The following is a 17,520-nucleotide window of genomic DNA, read 5'->3' as shown; positions in this document are numbered from 1 at the left end:
GGCGGCGTCGACAGGGGAGATCGACGCCGCCGCGCGCCGCGTTCGGGACGCGGCGAGCACGCGAGAGGGTCGACACCACGGCCCGCGGGCACGGCCGGCGCGCTCACCGCCACCGACGCACGACAACCCCCACGCGCGCGCCTGCGTCGGCCCGAGCCGTCGGGATGCGACGCTCGGCACATGTCGATGCACACGTTTCCGGTGGATGCGTCCCATTCCTGGGGAGTGGCAAGTGGTGTTCGCGCTCGGGCGACGGCCGGTTAACCGGAACATGGCATGGCGGTTCCTTGGCCGCGATTGGCTGCTCGTGCCTGGTGATCACGACCCGGCCGGGCCAGTTCGCGAGGCCGAGCCGCCGTCCCCCGTCGGTGTGTCCTCGCCTGCGTCGAGGAGTTGAAGTCCCCGTGTCACCACCCCCCGTGGGCGTTCGCGCATCCGGTCGCCGTCCCGCGACCGCCGCGCTCGTCCTGACCACGCTGCTCGTGGCCGGCCTGACCTCGGTCGCGCCCGCGGCCCGGGCCGCCGAGGCCCCGCCGACCGCCGCGACGGCGCCGGCCGACGCTCTCGTGCTCGACCGTCCCGGCGAATCCGTCGTCACCCGGCGCGAGGTCACCCCGATCGCGCCCGGGCTGAGCATGACCGCCTTCGACCGCATGGGCAGGGCCGGTTGGATCCGTGGGAAGGTCCTGGTCGCGGACCTGAACACCAAGGGTCTGAGCGTCGACTACCTGTCCTCCGGCAAGGTGACGACCCGTCAGACCATCTCCGAACAGGCCCGGGGCGCCGGTGCGGTGGCCGCGATCAACGGCGACTACTTCGACATGAACGCCTCCGAGGCCCCGCTCGGCGTCGGCGTCTCCCGCACCCAGGGCCTGATCCACGCCCCGGTCCAGGGTTGGAACCAGGCGGTGACCGTCGGCACCGACGGACTCGCCCGGATGGCCCAGGTGTTCCTCGAAGGCAACGCCACGCTGCCCGGCGGGCGTGAGGTGGCGCTGTCCGGGGTCAACACCTTCGGCCTGCCCGAGGGCGGCGTCGGCGTATTCACCTCGGCGTGGGGCAACGCGTCGCTGGCCCACGTGGCGGGCGGCTCGGGCAACGTCGTCGAGGTGGAGCTCCGCGACGGCCACGTGGTCGCCGTGCGCGACAGGCTCGGCAGCGGGCCGATCGCGGCCGGCACCACGTTGCTGATCGGCCGCGACGGCGGTGCCGACGGGCTGCGCGGGCTCAAGGCGGGCGACCCGGTCGGCGTCGGCTACCGGCCGCGCGCGTCGTTCGGGGAGGTCGCGGTCGCGGTCGGCGGCCGTCAGGTGCTGGTCCGCGACGGGGTCGCCGCCGGGCCCGGCGAGGGCGACGCCAACGACCCGGCCGGCCGTACCGCGGTGGGCTTCTCGGCCGACGGCCGGAAGATGTACCTGGTCACCATCGACGGTCGGCAGGCCGACAGTCCCGGGATCAATCTGGCCGATCTGGCCGTGCTGATGCGGGACATGGGCGTGTACAACGCGCTCAACCTGGACGGCGGCGGGTCCACCGACATGGTCGCGCGGCTGCCCGGACAGGCGCAGGTCGGGGTGGTGAGCAGCCCGTCGGACAACGGCGGCGAGCGTGCGGTGGCGAACGGGCTCGGTCTGTTCACCACTCCGGGGTCGGGGCAGACGCGTGGGTTCCGGCTGCGGCCGGCCGCGACGGTCGACACCGGCACCCGGGTGTTCCCCGGTCTGCGTCGGACCGTGCGGGCCCTGCCCTACGACGAGGCGTTCGGGGCGGTCAAGGGCGCGGTGCCCAGGCCGAACTGGTCGACGGAGACCGGGGCGAAGCTGGCGGTGTCCGGCAACGGCACCGACGCGATCGTCACCGGGCGCGCGTCCGGCCCGGCATCGGTGACGATCAAGGCCAAGGGCGCCGAGGACGCGAAGTTGCCGCTCACGGTGCTCGGCGAGCCGGTACGGGTCGGCGCCGGCGAGGATCCGGTCGGCCTGGCCGCCGTGGGCGCCTCCGCACACCTGGCGGTCACCGGCTACGACGCGACCGGTCACGCGGCGCCCGTCGAGGCCGCCGACGTCAAGGTCACCGGCGGCGAGGGCATCGTCGAGGTCACCCCCGCCTCCGACGGCACGATCAACCTCAAGGCGCTCGCCGACGGCAGGTCGGCCACGCTCAAACTCACCGTCGGCACCCTGGAGACCGCGGTCGCGGTCACCGTCGGCATGACCGAGAAGTCCTTCGCCGACTTCGCCGACGCCGCCGCCTGGAAGTCGGGCAACGACCGCGCCCCCGGCGGCTCGGTCGCCCCCGCGCCCGGCCCGGACGGCAGGCCCGGGCTGAGCCTGAAGTACGACTTCACCCACTCGACCGGCACCCGAGGGCAGTACGCCATCGCACCCGAGGGCATCGTGTTGCCCGGCCAGCCGCGCGCGCTGACGATGTGGATCGAGGGCGACGGCAACGGCGCGTGGCCGCGCATCCAGTACAAGACCGCGGCCGGCGTCGTATCCAACCTCGACGCCCCGATGGTCACCTGGAAGGGTTGGCAAAAGGTCGAGTTCCCGGTCCCGGCCGGGGTCCAGTACCCGCTCACCTTCCAGCGCTTCCGGCTGATGGAGACCAACGCCGCCCGGCAGTACACCGGGCAACTCACCCTGGGCGACCTGCGCGTCCAGGTCCCCCCGGACGTGGTGCTGCCCAAGCAGCCGTACGTCAAGGACCCGGTGATCCTCACCAACGGCACCGTGGACAACAAGCCGCTGCGGGTGGCGGTGATGTCCGACGCGCAGTTCGTGGGACGCGACCCGAACAGCGACCGGGTCCAGGACGCGCGCCGCACGCTGCGCGAAGTGGCGGCGGCCAAGCCCGAGTTGATGATCATCACCGGCGACTTCGTGGACGAGGCCGCACCCGAGGACTTCGCCCTGGCCCGCAAGCTGCTCGACGAGTTCGACCAGTACACCGGGCACGGCATCCCGTGGCACTACGTGCCCGGGAACCACGAGGTGATGGGCCCGGGCAACATCGCGAACTTCAAGGCCGCGTTCGGCGAGACCGCCACGGTGTTCGACCACAAGGGCACCCGCTTCGTGACCGTGGACAGCTCGATGGGCACGCTGCGCGGCGGCGGTTTCGACCAGATCGCGGCGCTGCGCAAGGCGCTGGACGGCGCGGCGAAGGACCCGAACATCAGCGGTCTGCTGCTGTTCGACCACCACCCGACCAACGACCCGCTGCCGGACAAGGGCAGCCAACTCGGCGACCGCAAGGAAGCCCGGATGGTCGAGGACTGGCTCGGCGGCTTCCGCGCCACGGCCGGCAAGTCGGCGGCGATGGTCAGCGGCCATGTCGGGGCGTTCCACGCCGCGAGTGTCGACGGTGTCCCGTACCTGATCAACGGCAACTCAAGCAAGGGCCCGGCCGCCGAGCCCGATCGCGGCGGCTTCACCGGCTGGACGATGCTCGGCATCGACCCCGCCAAGGGCCGCGTCACCGACCCGTACGCGGTACCGGCCGACGACGCCGCGTGGCTGCGTGCCGAGATCAAGCCGCACGCCGAATCGGTCGGCCTCAAGGCCCCGGCCACGCTCGGTGTGCTGAGCAGCCAACCGGTGACCACCACGATGACGCAGGACGGTCGTAGCGTCCCGGTCGCCTGGCCGGTCACCGCGCAGTGGGGCGGCCACGGCGTGCACATCGGCCCGGCGGCCGGCGCGCCGCGCGGGGCCGTGGCGGCGTACGACCCGGCCGCCGGCACCCTGACCGGGCTGCGCCCGGGTACCGTGACGCTCACCGTGACGGTCGGCGGTGTCAAGGCCGAACAGGCGGTCAAGGTCGGCGACTTCGACGCGAGCGCGTGCACCACCACGATCCGCGGCGGCACCACCGGGCGGCTCGCGATCACGTCGGGGATCACCTGCCTGGACCGGGCCACGGTCAAGGGTCCGATCCTGGTCCAGCCGGGCGCCGGGCTCGTCGCGATCGACTCGACCGTCACCGGTCCGGTCTCCGCGCGGGGGGCGAGCGTGCTGATCCTGGCCGACACCACGGTGGGCGGCCCGGTCGCGGTCGGTGGCAGCACGGGCCCGGTCATGGTGTTGTGGTCGAGGATCGGCGGCCCGATGCATCTGGCGCTCAACAAGGGTGGTACGTACGTGGCGGGCAACACCGTCGGCGGCCCGCTGAGTTGCCAGGCCAACACCCCGGCCCCGACGAACGGCGGCATGCCGAACCGGGTGGGCGGCCCGAAATCGGACCAGTGCGGTGCGCTGTGACGACCGGCCGTTGGGTCGAGCAATCGTCGTAGGACCCCGCTGAGGACCATCCCATCGCGACACCCGCGTCCCGTACGACCGCAGCCGACGGTCGTCCGGGACGCGGTCGTTTCCGGCCGAATCGCCGACCCGATCCGCGCCTGGAAACAAGCCGGCGAGAGGGTGTCATGAAACGCGAGGGTCGGCGCGTTACTTGTGTGACGTCAAAAACCGGGGGGTCCCATGTCGGGAAGCAAGGCTGCGGACTTCGAGGAGTTCGCGCACGCGCGCAGCGGGCAACTGCTGCGCACTGCCTGCCTGCTCACCGGCGACTGGCACCTCGCGGAGGACCTGGTCCAGGAGACCTTGGGCAAGTTGTATCCCCGCTGGCAGCGGGTGGGTGCGATGGAGGCGCCCATGGCATACGCACACACGACGCTGGTCCGCACGTTCTTGTCGGCCCGACGGCTCAAACGTTCGTCGGAGTATCCCGCCGAGGAACTCCCGGAGCCGGCCGCGCCCGCCACCGACGACATCGAGTTGCGGCTGACCCTGCTGGAAGGGCTCGCCCGACTGTCCCCGGCCGATCGCGCGGTCCTGGTGCTGCGCTACTGGGAGGACTACTCGGTCAAGGACACCGCGGACATCCTGCGGCTCGCGCCCGGCACCGTCCCGGTCCGCGCCAAACGGGCCCTGGTCCGGCTGCGCGCCCTCCTGGGCACCGAGTTGCTCGCCTCGGCGGCGACATGCTGATCAAAGCCCGACGTCACCCCCGACCCCGTGCGCGCGACCGGAAGGATGTGGAGGCCGTGTGCACCGATGCGGACCTGTTCGGCGACGAGGAGTTCGAGCGCTACGAGCGGGCGTTCCCCGGGGCGTTGCACGCGCTCGGTGACACGTTTCCCGGGCCCAGCCCGGATCTGGTCGCGCGCGGTATCGCCCGCGGCCTGCAGCGCCGACGGGCCCGCAGGCTGCGCCGGGCGGCACTGGCCGCGGTCCTGGTGACGGCGAGCATCGCGAGCTGGGTCCTGGTCGGCGACGCGTTCGACCGGTCGGCGACCAAACCCGCCGACCGGACCGACGGCCTGTGGATGAGCAGCGCGCCGCGCGACCTGATGCCTTACCTGGCGAGAGCCGTGCCCGCCGGCGGGGCGCTCACCGGCGCGGTGACCCACTTCTATGCCGCCGACTCCCCGCGGGTGCTCAGGTCCGCGGCCTCGGTCTCCGCGACGTACACGGACTCGACCGGTTCCTCCCTGATCATGGTGTCGATCTCCCATCCCGCTCCCGGCGGGCCGGAGACGGAGGCGGACTGCACCGGAACGCGTGAGTTGATCGAGTGCACCCGCCTACCGGTCCTGGACGGCGGCTCGCTGACGGTGCGCAAGACCGCGAAGGGGGATGGGAGCGACCTACAGGAGTTGCGAGCGCTGTACATCCGGCCGGACAGTGCGCTTGTCGACGTCCGGGTCAACAACGCGTATACCGTGCCGGGTGTCTCGGTCCTGACCGCCGCGCCGGGTGTCTCGGTCCTGACCATCGACCAGATCACCGCCGTTGCCCGCAGCGCGGTCTGGGAACCGGTGGTCGCGGCCGTGCCGACTGTCGCACAACGGGTCGCGGGTCTGGTGCCGACCCTGCTGCCCTCCGGGGCTCGGGTGGCGTCCACCGAAGGAAATCCCGAACAGGGCGAGTTCATCGTGGAGACCGGTCGCAACAGTCAGCGGTTGAACGTGAGCGTGCAATCCGCCCCCGCCGACGAGCAGCCGGTCTGCCCCGCCGGTCCGGGCGATGGCACCTGCGAGATCGTGCGACTCTCCGACGGAACCTTGGCGAGGATCGACCACGACCGGACCGTGGACCAGCGGGTCGTACCGTGGGCGCTCACCGCGTTCCGTCCGCACGGACTGCGGGTCCGCTTCGAGGTGGGCGTACCTCCCCTCAAGTCCGTGGGCGACAAGCGCGAGCTCTCCCCGCCCGCAGCAACCGTGACCCAGAACCAGGTGAAGGCGATCGCGGCCTCGCCGCGCTGGGACATCCCCTGACCTGCCGGCACCGCTGACCCCGGCCCGGCCGAGCGATCGCCCGGGCCGGCCGGCCCCTTGTCGGGCACCCGATCCCGCAGAGCGAGCACCGAAGTGGCCCCGATGCGAACACACCGCGCCGGGACGGGCTTCGCGCTGCCCGTGAACACTCCCCGAACCCCACCGGGCCGCGCGTATCGGCCCCGACCGGATCCACCCCGACGAGAAGGCTCCCATGTTCCCCGCAGCACCCGAACGCCTGCGCCGGCTGGCGCCGGAGGTATCGAGGTTCGCCCTGGTGGGCGGCTTCGGCTACACGACCGACGTGGTCGTGTTCAACATCCTGCGGGCGTTCCTCGACGTCCCCGCCCTGCCCGCCAAGTTCGTCTCGCTGAGCGCCGCCACGGTGCTCGCCTACCTCGGCAACCGCCGCTGGACGTATCACGATCGCACCCGCTCCGGCGCTGCCACCGGCGACTCGCGGCGGCAGTTCCTGCTGTTTCTCGCCTGGAGTTGCGGCGGCCTGCTCATCCAACTCGGCTGCCTCTTCTTCTCGCACGATGTGCTGGGCTACGAAAGCCTGCTCGCCGACAACATCGCCGGCAACCTGATCGGGATGGCCCTGGCCACGGCGTTTCGCTTCTGGGGCTATCGCACATGGGTCTTCCGCGCCTCCCCCGACGCCGTTCCGGCCACCTCCACCGCACCCACCCGGCCTGCGCGGTGAGCGCCGCCGCACTCGCGATCGCGGTGGTGTGCACGCTGATCGGCGGTTGGCATCTCGCGTGCGCGAGCGGGATGCGTCGATCGGTGGACCTGGTTCTGGTGTGGCTGGTGCTGAGCACGGCCCAACTGTCCGCGCTGACCCTGCTGGTCGGCGGTCTGCTGCGCCGACTCGAGGCGGACGCCCTGTTCGGCGCCGCGCTCGTGGTCGCCGCGGCGGAGGTGGTGCTCACCCGAAGGCCCGGCCCGGACGCGGCCCGCCGGCGCGGGCATGCCCTCGTCGCCGGGCTGTGGCCGCGGGTGCGAGGGGCCTGGCGGCATCCGGTGGTCGTGGTCATGGCGTTGCTCGTGGGCGCGCAATACTGCTGGCGCGGCGCGTTGGCCGCGTTCCTGGGCCCGTTGGATTACGACGGGTTGTGGTACCACCTGCCCGGGCCGATGATCTGGCTGCAGCAGGGGTATGTGGGGCACACCCCTGCGGTGTTGTGGGCCGACGTATACCCCCAGGGACAGGAACTGCTCACCGGCTTCGGCGGCGCGTTCCTGGGCGACACCCGACTCGGCTGGGCGTCCGGGCTGCCCTTCCTCGCCCTGGGCGCGGTGGCCACCGCCGGGCTCGCCCGTACCGCCGGTGCCCGCCGCGCGCATGCCGTGCTCGCCGGCCTCGGGATCCTGGCGATTCCCGCCGTGTTCCTGGAAGCGTCCACCACCTACGTCGACTTCGCCGCCGCCGCGACCACCCTGGCCGCGCTGCACCTGACGCTGGGCATCCATCCCGCCGTGGTGACCACGATCGACCGCGGCGAGGACACGACCCGCGTGCTGCGCGGCCGGGTCCTGCTCGTCGGGATCGCCCTGGGGTTGGCCATCGGGGTCAAGTCCTCGAACCTGTTGACCGCCGCCGTGGTCGGCGTCCTGGTCCTGGCGCAGACCTGGCGGACGGTCGGCGCCGCGCGGCGCGCGTCCACGCCCGGGACGCCGCCGGCACCGCCGGCTCGCGCCGCTCGGCTGCGCGCGCACGCCGTCGCCACCATCCGGATCGCGGCGCCGAACTCGGTCGTGCTGGGCGTGCCGATGCTGGCGCTCGGGGGCTATTGGTACATCCGTACCTGGCTTCGCTACGGCAACCCGTTCCATCCGTTCACCATGCTCGGGTTCCATGGCAAGGGCACCGTCGACGAGGTGATCATCCGGAACACCATCGCGCCGCAGGTCGCCGGCGAGAGCAGGCTCCGGGCCACCTGGGACTCGTGGCTCTTCGACCGGGAGCGGGTGGCGTACACCTACGACCAACAACCCGGCGGATTCGGGCTGCAATGGATCTATGTCCTGCTCCCGGTCGTGCTCGTCGGCATCGCCCTGTTCGTCCTCGGCCGGCGTTTCGAACTGCTGTGGGGACTGTTGTTGCCGGTGGTCGTGTCGGCGCTGGCGTCGCCGGCGCCGTGGTGGGCCCGATACCAGTTGCTCGTGCCCGCGTTCGGCTGTGTGTGTCTGGCGGCCGTGCTCACCGCCGTCGGGCAACGGTCGCGCGGCCCGGGCTCGCGCCTCGGCCGGGTGCCGGCGGTGCCGCCGCCGCTGCGCAGGTGTGTGGCCGGGGCACTCGCGGGCGCCTTCGTCGCGGCTACGGCCACGTCCATGTGGTGGGCCACGCAGCCGACCAACACCTGGGTCGGCGACCGCACTTCGGGACACCGCGCGACCGTCGGCGAGACCCTGGACCTGATCCGCGATCCGGACCGGGACCGACGCATCCTGCCCACGGCCGCCTACGCCGCGATGAACCGGGTGCCGGACGGCCGGACCGTGGCCTTCACCGAGTTCGCCCTCCCGCACTTCGTGCAGCCGATCATGGGCGAGCGCGGCCAACGACGCGTCGCCAGTCTGGGCGAGCCTGGCGACGTCGCGGACTTCGCTCGCCGGTTGCGCGACTCCGGCGCCCGGTACGTGCTCCTGTCGGTCGGCGGCCGGGACCGCGACCTGCTGCTCGCCGTGCTGCGCGACCGGGCCCACTACCGACCGGTGGTGCGCGGCAGCGGCGGGATCGGCTGGTTCGGTGGATCCGGCGCGGAGCTCTTCGAGGTCGGCGACTTCACCGACACGGTGTGTACGAACCGGCAGCCCCGACTGGTGGCCCGCAGGGGCGAGCACGACACGATCGTGGTCTCGCTCCGGGACGCCTGCGGCGGGCCGCTTTTCGAGGTCGAGGTGCAACTGCTCGGCAGCGCGGGCGCGACGCCCGTCCGAGTCTGGACCACCCGAGAGGGTGAAACGCTCCTGCGTATACCGCCCGACCTCACCGGACGGCCGTTGCTCGTGCGGTTCCCGGGCGACGGATACTACGACCCGGCCGAGGTGACGGTGAACTGATCGCCGGCGGCGGGGCCCGCGTCGGCCCGCCCGGCTGTCGTCGGCGCGGATCGCGCGGCGTCGCCGTTCAGGCGCGGGCGTAGGACGCGGTCAGGCTTTCCCGGGTGCCCGCCCAGTCCAGGAGCGCGGCGTCGGCCAGGGTGGGTACCCACATGTCGACCAGTGCCAACTCGCGCTCGTGGGGGTTGGGTCCCACACCCAGGACGCGCAGGCCCGCGCGGGACGCGGCCAGGATGCCGCAGTAGGAGTCCTCCACGGCCAGGGTGACCGCGGGCGGCGCGCCGCAGGCTCGGGCGGCGGCGAGGTAGAGGTCCGGATCGGGCTTCGGGCGCAGCGTGGCGTCCGGAACCACGACGTCGATGAAGTGGGACAACAATCCGGCGGAGGCCAGGCCGGATTCGACGACGTCGCGCGGGCAGTTGCTCGCCACCGCGAGGGGCGCGAACCGCGCGGCGTGCTGCACGAGGGCGCAGGCGCCGGGGATGGTCACCGGGTCTGCGGCAACCAACTTGCGGAAGTGTTCCAGGAGTTGCGCGGTCAACTGTTCGGCGACAGCGGGCGCGAGCCCGGCCGCCTCGGCCATCACGCGTCCGCATTCGGTGTAGTGGAGGCCCTTGGTACGTTCGCCGAAGTCGTCGGGTGTCTCGACGCCGTATCCGCGCAGTACCAGTTCGCGCGCCTCCTCCCAGTGGCATTCGCTGTCCATCAGCGTTCCGTCGCAGTCGAAGACGATGGCCGCGGGGGTCCAGGAGAGAAGGGAGTTGGCTGTCATCGATGAGCCGTCCGATCGAAAGATGCGGGCACGTCGACCCGAAACATAACGATCATTACGTTAGGTCGAATACTCTGTGCTTACAAGCAACCACTCCCTGTCAGCGTGTCGGGAGGGGGTTCCTCAGCCGTAGCGCAGCGCTCCCACCGCCGTATGGCGTGCACCCTGGACGAAGCGGAACGAGGCCTGCCGGCCGCGGTGCAGGACGCACTCGACCCGTGCGGGCGGGTCGAACTCGGTGAACTGCGGGGTCCGCAGCCGAAATGTGGTCGGTCGCAACAACTCGCCGTCGCTGACGATCGCGATCGCCTGCCGGGCGGCCTCGACGAGCACCATTCCGGGCACGTGGTCGCTGGCGTGATCGAAGAAGAACGGATGCAGGTGATCGGCGGGGTCGAGTTCGAGGGTTCCGCCCTCGGCGTGCGCCAACAGCACATCGCGGGGCAACACCGCGTCCACCGCCTCGGGCGTCGGCCGGCCGCAGGCCCGCGACGCTCGCGCCGCCGGCGGCGATCCGGCGCGCAGCGCGGCGTAGGCGCGCGGGTCCACGAACCGCGCGTTGCCGCCCGCGCGGGCGAAGCTCGTCCGCCCGACCGACAGGCGCACGCGCAGCCGCAATCCGCGGAGTCCGCGCCCGTCGCGGGTGCGGCGCAGGTCGTCGACCTCGGCCAAACAGGTGATATCGGTGGCGCCGCCCCGCAAACGTGGCTCCGTGTCGACATCGACCCCGTAGAACAGGTCCTTGATCAGAAAATGTGCCTCCAGCGGCACCGAGAAGAACTGCGACGGGATGAAGATCCCCAGTTGGCGAAGGGTTTCCACGATCATCAGCCGACTGTGTCCACCGTCGCCCGCGGGGTGGAACGTGGGGTGCGAGCGTGGCCACTGGGCCGCGGTCAGGAAGGCCGTGTCCGAGAGTCGGACCACGTCGTTGAGCAACACCTCGGCCACCGCGTCCCGGTGTACCGACTCGCGTGGCACGGTGCGCGACCAACTCAGCGGCCTCGTCGCAAGTGCCGAGGGTGCCGTGCCGTCGCCAAAGGTAGTCATGAGTACAAGCAGAACCCAGCGGCCGGGAAGGTGCATGTCGTCCTCGCACGATCGCACCGACACGCGCCCGGCGCGCCGTCGTCCCGGGGTGCCGGCCGGCCCCGGCACCGGCCGCTCAACATCGGTTTTCCACGCACATATCCGACCTGGAGGCAGCACGTGCAGGCACGGGCAGGGGCCACTCGCCGAGCCCTTTTGGAGACGGCGGCACGCCTGTTCCACGAGCGGGGCTTCGCGGGTACGAGCATCAGCGACATCAGCAACGCGTCGGGACTCACCAGCGGCGCGATCTATTTCCACTTCGCCAACAAGGACGCCCTGGCCCGTGCGGTCGTCGAGGCGCACTTCGCCACCTGGCCGGTGCTCATCGAGCGGCAAACCCGGGCCGGCGGGCCCGCGTTGGCGGGCCTGGTGCGACTGAGCTTCGCGGTGGCCCGGGCCTTTCGGGACGACCCGGTGGTCCGCGGCGGCGCCCGGTTGTGGGGCGAGCGCTACTCCATCGACGCTTGCCTGCCGACCCCCTTCGTGGGCTGGATCGCCGCCGCGCACACGCTGTTGGACCGGGCGCGCGAGGAGGGCGACCTCGCGGACCGGGTCGATCCGACGGCGGCGGCCCGGTCGATCATCCACGCCTTCTTCGGCGTCCACACGGTCTCCGACGCGCTCTCCGGGCGCGCCGACATCGAGAGCGACCTGACCGATCTGTGGCGCCTGTTGCTGCCGGCCCTGCTCGCCGATCCGCTGCGCACCGAGGACACCCTGGCCCGAGCCCTGGCCGACGCGGCGAACGACTACGACGAACGGGCGAGCCCGAGGGTGTGCGTGGGCGCCGAATAGCTTCGCGTCCCGGCGAGCCGAACCGCCCCCCGGGGTCGGTTCGAGGCCAACACGCATGGCCCGTCGGCGGGTTGCCGGCGGGCCTGAACACTTCCTTCCGGAAGCCTGCCACCGGCTTGTTCAACAAACTGTCAAAGATTTGCCATGGTCGAAGGCTGCCCCGGAGGTCGCGCCCCGCGCGCCGCCCGGACAGCGCAACGATCAGCTACCCACAGCGACTTTGCCATCACGCCGGAACGCCGCGTGAGTGGTTGGGCGTGCGTTGTCAACCGATCCTCTCCGGAGTAGCGTCCCGCCCCGGCGGTCGACCAACGACCGGTGGGCCTCGGTGGACCGCCCCTCCCCGCTGCCCTGCCAGGCGCCCCGCATCGGGACGTGGGGGAGGAAGGGTGACCCACCATGACTGCGTTACGTACGTTGTTGCGCGGGATCGCCCAGGTCGATCTCGTCGGCAATCCGTGGACCGGACTGGTGTTCGCCGTCGCGCTGTTCGTCGGCGATTGGCGCGTCGGCACCTACGGCCTGATCGGCACCGTCGCGGCCACCGGCACCGCGCTGCTGCTCGGCGTGGAGCGCGGCGCCGTCGAGCGTGGTCTACAGGGTTACTCCGGTTGCCTGACCGGCATCGCGGTGGTCGTCCTGCTCGGCGCCACGCCGGCGAGCGTCCTGGTGGCCGTGCTCGGCGCGGCAACGAGCACCGTGCTGACCGCCGCCCTGGGGCATGCGCTGCGCGGGCTCGGAGTGCCCGTACTGACCGCACCGTTCTGTATCGTCGCCGAACTGCTGACCCTGGCCTCGGCCGGTTTCCGGCACCTGCGCACGCCCGGCGCCGAGCCCGCCGCGGCGGTGTCCTCGCCCGGCGCGACCGGGCATCTGTCGGTGCTCGACGCGGGCCGCGCGTTCGGCGCGAGCTTCGCCCAGGTCTTCCTGCTCGACCAGTGGTACGTGGGCCTGCTCATGCTGCTCGGCCTGCTGATCGCCGGTCGCACCGTGGCCGGCGCGGCGGCCGGCGCAGGCGCGGTCGCGGTACTGGCGGCCTGGGCCCTGGGCGCGCCGACCGACCAGATCACCGCCGGGCTGTACGGATACAACGCGGTCCTGGTCGGCATCGCGCTCGGCGCGACCTTCCTCGTCCTCGGCCCGGCCGGCGCCGGTTGCACATTGCTCGGCGTACTGCTGAGCGTGGTACTGACGGGCACCCTGAAACAGGCCCTCACCCCCCTCCACGGCAGCGTGTACACCTGGCCGTTCGTACTGACCACCTGGTTGTTCCTGGCCGCGACCCCGGCCCTGCCCCGGCTGCGCCGGCGCGCTCCCGAACCGGCCGAGGAACTCGACGCCCGCCGCACCCCCACCCCCCGGACCCCGTCGCCCGCCCGGTCCGACTCCGTTGCCCCGAAAGGCGATCGACCGTGAACCTCGCCCCACGCGAAATCGACAAACTACACATCTACGTGGTGGCCGAACTGGCCCGCAAACGTCGTGGCCGCGGCCTGAAGCTCAACTACAGCGAGGCCGCCGCACTGATCAGCGAGGCGATCCTGGAAGGGGCCCGGGACGGGCGCACCGTCGCGGAGTGCATGGAGGTCGGCAAGCAGGTGCTCACAAGTGCGGACGTGATGACCGGGGTGCGCGAGATGCTCGGGATGTTGCAGGTGGAGGCGGCGTTCCTGGACGGCACCAAACTGGTGACCTGCCACGACCCGATCGGGGCCTGACCGGTGCTCGTCCTGGTCGGCGGCCACGAGAGCGCCGCCGGCGGCGAACTGGCCGACTACGCCCGGCCGCACCCGGACACCCTGGTGTGCCCGACCGGCCGCCCGCTGCTGCGCGCGCTCACCGCGCTGCTCACGGACTCGGCCGGCGGACCGGGTCCGGTCACCGCGCCGGGGGTGTCCGCGCCGGCGAAGTCCGCGACGGGGGTGCCCGCGCCGATCTGCGTCGTGCCGATGACCCTCGGCCGGGACCTCGAACTGGTCGCGGACACCGCGCGGACCCTGGCCGCGCTGCCGGCCGGCCGGGTGCTGCTCGCCCAACCGTTCGGCACGACCGAGCATCTGATCGGGTGGTTGCGCGCCGCCGCCCGGCGGACCGTGCTCGGCGCCGACGACGCCGTGCTGATCGCCGCGCACGCGGCCGGGCCGGACCCGGACGCCGAACTGAGCCGGGTCGCCCGCCTGGTCCGGCAGTACGGCCGGCACCGCCTGGTGGAGACCGCGTACCTGGCCGGCGATCCCGATCTCGCCGAGGGCCTGGACCGCTGCCGCCGGCTCGGCGCCGCACGAATCACCGTGGTGGGCGCGGGATTCGCCGCCGTCGCACCGCCTCGCCAGGACCCGGCGCAGCCGGCGGGCGCGGCGACGAGCGCCGGTCCGCTGCTGAGCCCGGCCGCGATCTCCGCGGTACTCGCCGCCCGATCCGCCGCCGCGCGACACGCCTTCGAAACCCGCGCCGACGACGGAATCGCCACCGGCCTGGCGGCAGCCGGCCACGGCCACACACACGAACACGACGACCACCACGACCACCCGCACCCGCACCCGCACCCGCACCCGCACCCGCACCAAACGCCGACGCCCACCCAAGCGCACGCACCCGCGCACCCGCACGCCCGAACGCACTGACCGAAGGGAACCCTCGCCATGTCAGGCACGGCGACATACCTCTACGGCGACGACCCCATCAAGATCAACGCCGGCCGACGCACCGCCAAGATCACCGTCCGCAACACCGGCGACCGGGCGATCCAGGTCGGCTCGCACTACCACTTCTTCGAGGTCAACCGGGCCCTGGAGTTCGACCGCGACGACGCCTACGGGATGCACCTGGACATCGCCTCCGGCACCGCCGTGCGCTTCGAACCGGGCGACACCCGGGACATCGTGCTGTGCGAGTTCGGCGGCAACCGTCGGGTGGTGGGCTTCGCGGGTCTCGTCGACGGCGGCCTCGGCGCGCCCGACACCCGCACCCGGGCCCGGCGTCGGGCCGCCGAGCTCGGTTTCCGCACCGACCGCACCGCGGCGGCCGAGACGAACTCCCCCGAGGACGGCGCCCGATGACGATCCTGTCCCGCAAGCAATACACCGACCTGTTCGGCCCCACCGTCGGGGACCGCTTCCACCTGGCCGACACCAATCTCCTGGTCGAGGTCGAGTACGACCACAACGCGGGCAACTACGGCGACGAGGCGGTCTACGGCGGCGGCAAGGCGATCCGCGACGGCATGGCGCAGGACCCGGCCGCCACCTCGGCCCGGGGCGCCCTCGACCTGGTGATCACCAACGTCGTGGTCATGGATCCGATCCTGGGCGTGGTCAAGGGCGACATCGGGATCAAGTCCGGGCTGATCGTCGCGGTCGGCAAGGCCGGCAATCCGAATCTCCAGGACGGCGTGCACCCCAAGCTGCTGATCGGCCCCGGTACCGAGGTGATCTCCGGGGAGCACCTGATCGCCACGCCCGGCGGGATCGACTCGCACATCCACTTCATCTCGCCGCAGCAGGCCCAGGAGGGACTCAGCAACGGGATCACCACCTTCTTCGGCGGCGGCACCGGTCCCACCGACGGGAGCAATGGCACCACCTGCACGCCGGGGCCGTGGAACATCGCCCGGATGCTCCAGGCCGCCGAGGAACTCCCGGTGAACGTCGGCTTCCTGGGCAAGGGCAACGGCAGCCTGCCGCAGGCGCTGCGCGAGCAGGTCGAGGCGGGCGTGGCCGGCCTCAAGGTGCACGAGGACTGGGGCGCGACGCCCGCCGCGCTCGACTGCGCGCTGCGGGTCGCGGACGAGTACGACGTCCAGGTGGCGGTACACACCGACACGCTCAACGAGTCCGGTTTCTTCGAGGACACACTGTCCGCGATCGACGGCCGGACCATCCACACCTTCCACACCGAGGGCGCCGGCGGCGGCCACGCGCCGGACATCATGCGCGTGGCCGGCGAGCCCAACGTGCTGCCCTCCTCGACCAATCCCACGCTCCCCTACAGCGTCAACTCGGTCGACGAGCTCCTGGACATGGTGATGGTGTGCCACCATCTCAGCCGGGACGTGCCCGAGGACGTGTCGTTCGCCGACAGTCGGGTCCGAGCCGAGACGATCGCGGCCGAGACGGTGCTCCACGACCTCGGCGTGATCAGCATCTTCTCGTCCGACTCGCAGGCGATGGGCCGGGTCGGGGAGAGCTTCGCGCGCGCGTTCCAGACCGCCCACCACTGCAAGGCGGTGCGCGGGAAACTTCCCGAGGACAGCGAACGCAACGACAACGCCCGCGTGTTGCGCTACCTCGCCAAGCTCACCATCAATCCGGCGCTCGCGGTGGGCGCCGCCGACACCATCGGCTCGCTCGAACCGGGCAAACTCGCCGACATCGTGTTGTGGCCGATCCATTCCTTCGGCGCCAAGCCCAAACTGATCGTCAAAGGTGGGATGGTCAACTGGGCGCTGATGGGCGACCCCAACGCGTCGCTGCCGACCCCGCAACCCGTCTACTACCGGCCGATGTTCGGCGCCTACGGGCGGGCCGCCCGGGAGACGTCGGTGACCTTCATGTCCGGCGCGGCGATCGACCTCGGCGTACCGAAGGAACTGGACCTGCAACGCCGGATCGCGCCGGTGCGCGGCTGCCGGTCGATCGGCAAGCAGCACATGGTGCGCAATGCGGCCACGCCGCACATCGAGGTGGACCCCGAGACGTACAAGGTCACCGTCGACGGGGAGCCGGCCACCATCGAGCCGGCCCGCGAACTGCCCCTCAACCACCTGTTCTACCTCGCATGAGCACCCCCGCCGGGTCGGCCGCCCATCTGGTCACTCTGCAACTGACCGACTCGGCCTTCCCCAGCGGCCTGTACACCCTCTCGCACGGCCTGGAGGGCTACGCACAGGCGCGGGCGGTCGACCGCGCGACGTTGTCCGAGTTGCTCGCGGATCTGCTGCGGCACACGGTCGGTCCGGCCGACACCACCGCGCTCGTCCTGGCCCACCGGGCCGCGCGCGCCGCCGACTGGGCTGGCGTACGCGCGGTGGACGAGCGGCTGTACGCGAGCAAGCTCGGGCGGGAGCAGCGGGTCGCCGCGACGCGTACCGGACGCCAACTCCTCGACCTCACCCCGGAGGTGTTCGCCGACGCGGCGCCGCGCATCACCCCCTACGCCGACCTGGTCGCGGGCCGCTCCGCGCCGGGCTGCCAGGCGATCGTGGCCGGTGTCGTATACGCGGCCACCGGCGTCCCGGAGCAAGATGCCGCGACCGCCGACCTGTTCGCGTTCTGCGCCAGTTTCACCGGGGCGGCGCTGCGGTTGCGGCTGGCCGATCATCGCAGCGCGCAGGTCGTGCTGCGCGCGGCGGCACCGCTGATCGAGGAGGTGGTCGCCGCGGCCCGGCGGCGCGAACTCCTCGACCTGGGTGGGTGCGTACCGCTGGCGGACGTGATGGCGGGCCGGCATGAACGAGCCGAGGCACGCCTGTTCGCCAGTTGAGGGTTCGCGCCGCGCACGTCCATCG

At 72.0% G+C, this 17,520-nt stretch carries 14 protein-coding genes; 12 read left to right on the top strand and 2 right to left on the bottom strand.

The annotated features are described in order from the left end of the window. The first annotated feature begins 404 nt into the window (after nucleotides 1–404). The 5 genes from ABIA38_RS18160 (at nucleotide 405) to ABIA38_RS18140 (ending at nucleotide 9,355) form a co-directional block, all read left to right on the top strand. The gene (locus ABIA38_RS18160) at nucleotides 405–4,262 is read left to right on the top strand and encodes a phosphodiester glycosidase family protein (RefSeq protein WP_424639708.1); all 3,858 of its coding nucleotides are present in this window, start codon (nucleotides 405–407) and stop codon (nucleotides 4,260–4,262) included. A gap of 222 nt (nucleotides 4,263–4,484) precedes the next feature. Next, the gene (locus tag ABIA38_RS18155) at nucleotides 4,485–4,994 is read left to right on the top strand and encodes a SigE family RNA polymerase sigma factor (protein WP_424639707.1); all 510 of its coding nucleotides are present in this window, start codon (nucleotides 4,485–4,487) and stop codon (nucleotides 4,992–4,994) included. A 56-nt stretch (nucleotides 4,995–5,050) separates the two neighbouring features. Continuing rightward, nucleotides 5,051–6,286, top strand: a complete 1,236-nt coding sequence (locus tag ABIA38_RS18150; protein WP_424639706.1) for a hypothetical protein — start codon at nucleotides 5,051–5,053, stop codon at nucleotides 6,284–6,286. Nucleotides 6,287–6,500: 214 nt separating this feature from the next. After that, entirely contained in the window at nucleotides 6,501–6,992 is a 492-nt protein-coding gene (locus tag ABIA38_RS18145) for a GtrA family protein (RefSeq protein WP_424639705.1), read from the top strand. Further along, the gene (locus ABIA38_RS18140; protein ID WP_424639704.1) at nucleotides 6,989–9,355 is read left to right on the top strand and encodes a phospholipid carrier-dependent glycosyltransferase; all 2,367 of its coding nucleotides are present in this window, start codon (nucleotides 6,989–6,991) and stop codon (nucleotides 9,353–9,355) included. The genes ABIA38_RS18145 and ABIA38_RS18140 overlap by 4 nt, the downstream gene beginning before the upstream one ends. A 67-nt stretch (nucleotides 9,356–9,422) precedes the next feature. Here ABIA38_RS18140 and ABIA38_RS18135 read toward each other — a convergent pair whose 3' ends face one another. Continuing rightward, a complete protein-coding gene (locus tag ABIA38_RS18135; protein ID WP_424639703.1) occupies nucleotides 9,423–10,127 on the bottom strand; it encodes an HAD family hydrolase in 705 nt (234 codons plus the stop codon). A 123-nt stretch (nucleotides 10,128–10,250) separates the two neighbouring features. Then, nucleotides 10,251–11,177, bottom strand: coding sequence for a ScbA/BarX family gamma-butyrolactone biosynthesis protein (locus ABIA38_RS18130; protein ID WP_424639702.1), 927 nt, complete (start codon nucleotides 11,175–11,177; stop codon nucleotides 10,251–10,253). 159 nt (nucleotides 11,178–11,336) lie between these two features. On the opposite strand from ABIA38_RS18130, the gene ABIA38_RS18125 reads away from it, so the two are divergent. From ABIA38_RS18125 to ABIA38_RS18095, 7 genes are all read left to right on the top strand, one after another. Continuing rightward, nucleotides 11,337–12,014 (top strand): ScbR family autoregulator-binding transcription factor, encoded by a 678-nt coding sequence (locus ABIA38_RS18125; RefSeq protein WP_424639701.1) that lies wholly within the window; start codon nucleotides 11,337–11,339, stop codon nucleotides 12,012–12,014. A 399-nt stretch (nucleotides 12,015–12,413) separates the two neighbouring features. Beyond that, a complete protein-coding gene (locus tag ABIA38_RS18120) occupies nucleotides 12,414–13,430 on the top strand; it encodes an urea transporter (RefSeq protein WP_424639700.1) in 1,017 nt (338 codons plus the stop codon). After that, the gene (locus ABIA38_RS18115) at nucleotides 13,427–13,732 is read left to right on the top strand and encodes an urease subunit gamma (RefSeq protein ID WP_424639699.1); all 306 of its coding nucleotides are present in this window, start codon (nucleotides 13,427–13,429) and stop codon (nucleotides 13,730–13,732) included. Before ABIA38_RS18120 ends, ABIA38_RS18115 begins: the two co-directional genes overlap by 4 nt. Before the next feature lie 3 nt (nucleotides 13,733–13,735). After that, nucleotides 13,736–14,638 (top strand): sirohydrochlorin chelatase, encoded by a 903-nt coding sequence (locus tag ABIA38_RS18110; protein ID WP_424639698.1) that lies wholly within the window; start codon nucleotides 13,736–13,738, stop codon nucleotides 14,636–14,638. 18 nt (nucleotides 14,639–14,656) lie between these two features. Then, nucleotides 14,657–15,073: an urease subunit beta gene (locus ABIA38_RS18105; RefSeq protein ID WP_424639697.1), complete on the top strand. Its 417-nt coding sequence runs from the start codon at nucleotides 14,657–14,659 to the stop codon at nucleotides 15,071–15,073. Beyond that, nucleotides 15,070–16,794, top strand: coding sequence for an urease subunit alpha (gene ureC, locus ABIA38_RS18100; protein WP_424639696.1), 1,725 nt, complete (start codon nucleotides 15,070–15,072; stop codon nucleotides 16,792–16,794). The genes ABIA38_RS18105 and ureC overlap by 4 nt, the downstream gene beginning before the upstream one ends. Further along, nucleotides 16,791–17,495 carry an urease accessory protein UreF gene (locus tag ABIA38_RS18095; RefSeq protein WP_424639695.1) on the top strand — a complete coding sequence of 235 codons (705 nt, stop codon included), beginning with the start codon at nucleotides 16,791–16,793 and terminating at the stop codon, nucleotides 17,493–17,495. The genes ureC and ABIA38_RS18095 overlap by 4 nt, the downstream gene beginning before the upstream one ends. Nucleotides 17,496–17,520 lie beyond the last annotated feature (25 nt).

This window comes from Embleya sp. AB8, assembly GCF_049739465.1.
In the GTDB taxonomy this organism is placed as follows: domain Bacteria; phylum Actinomycetota; class Actinomycetes; order Streptomycetales; family Streptomycetaceae; genus Embleya.
Note: the sequence above shows the minus strand (reverse complement) of the source record. Positions and strands in the feature narration are given on the sequence as shown.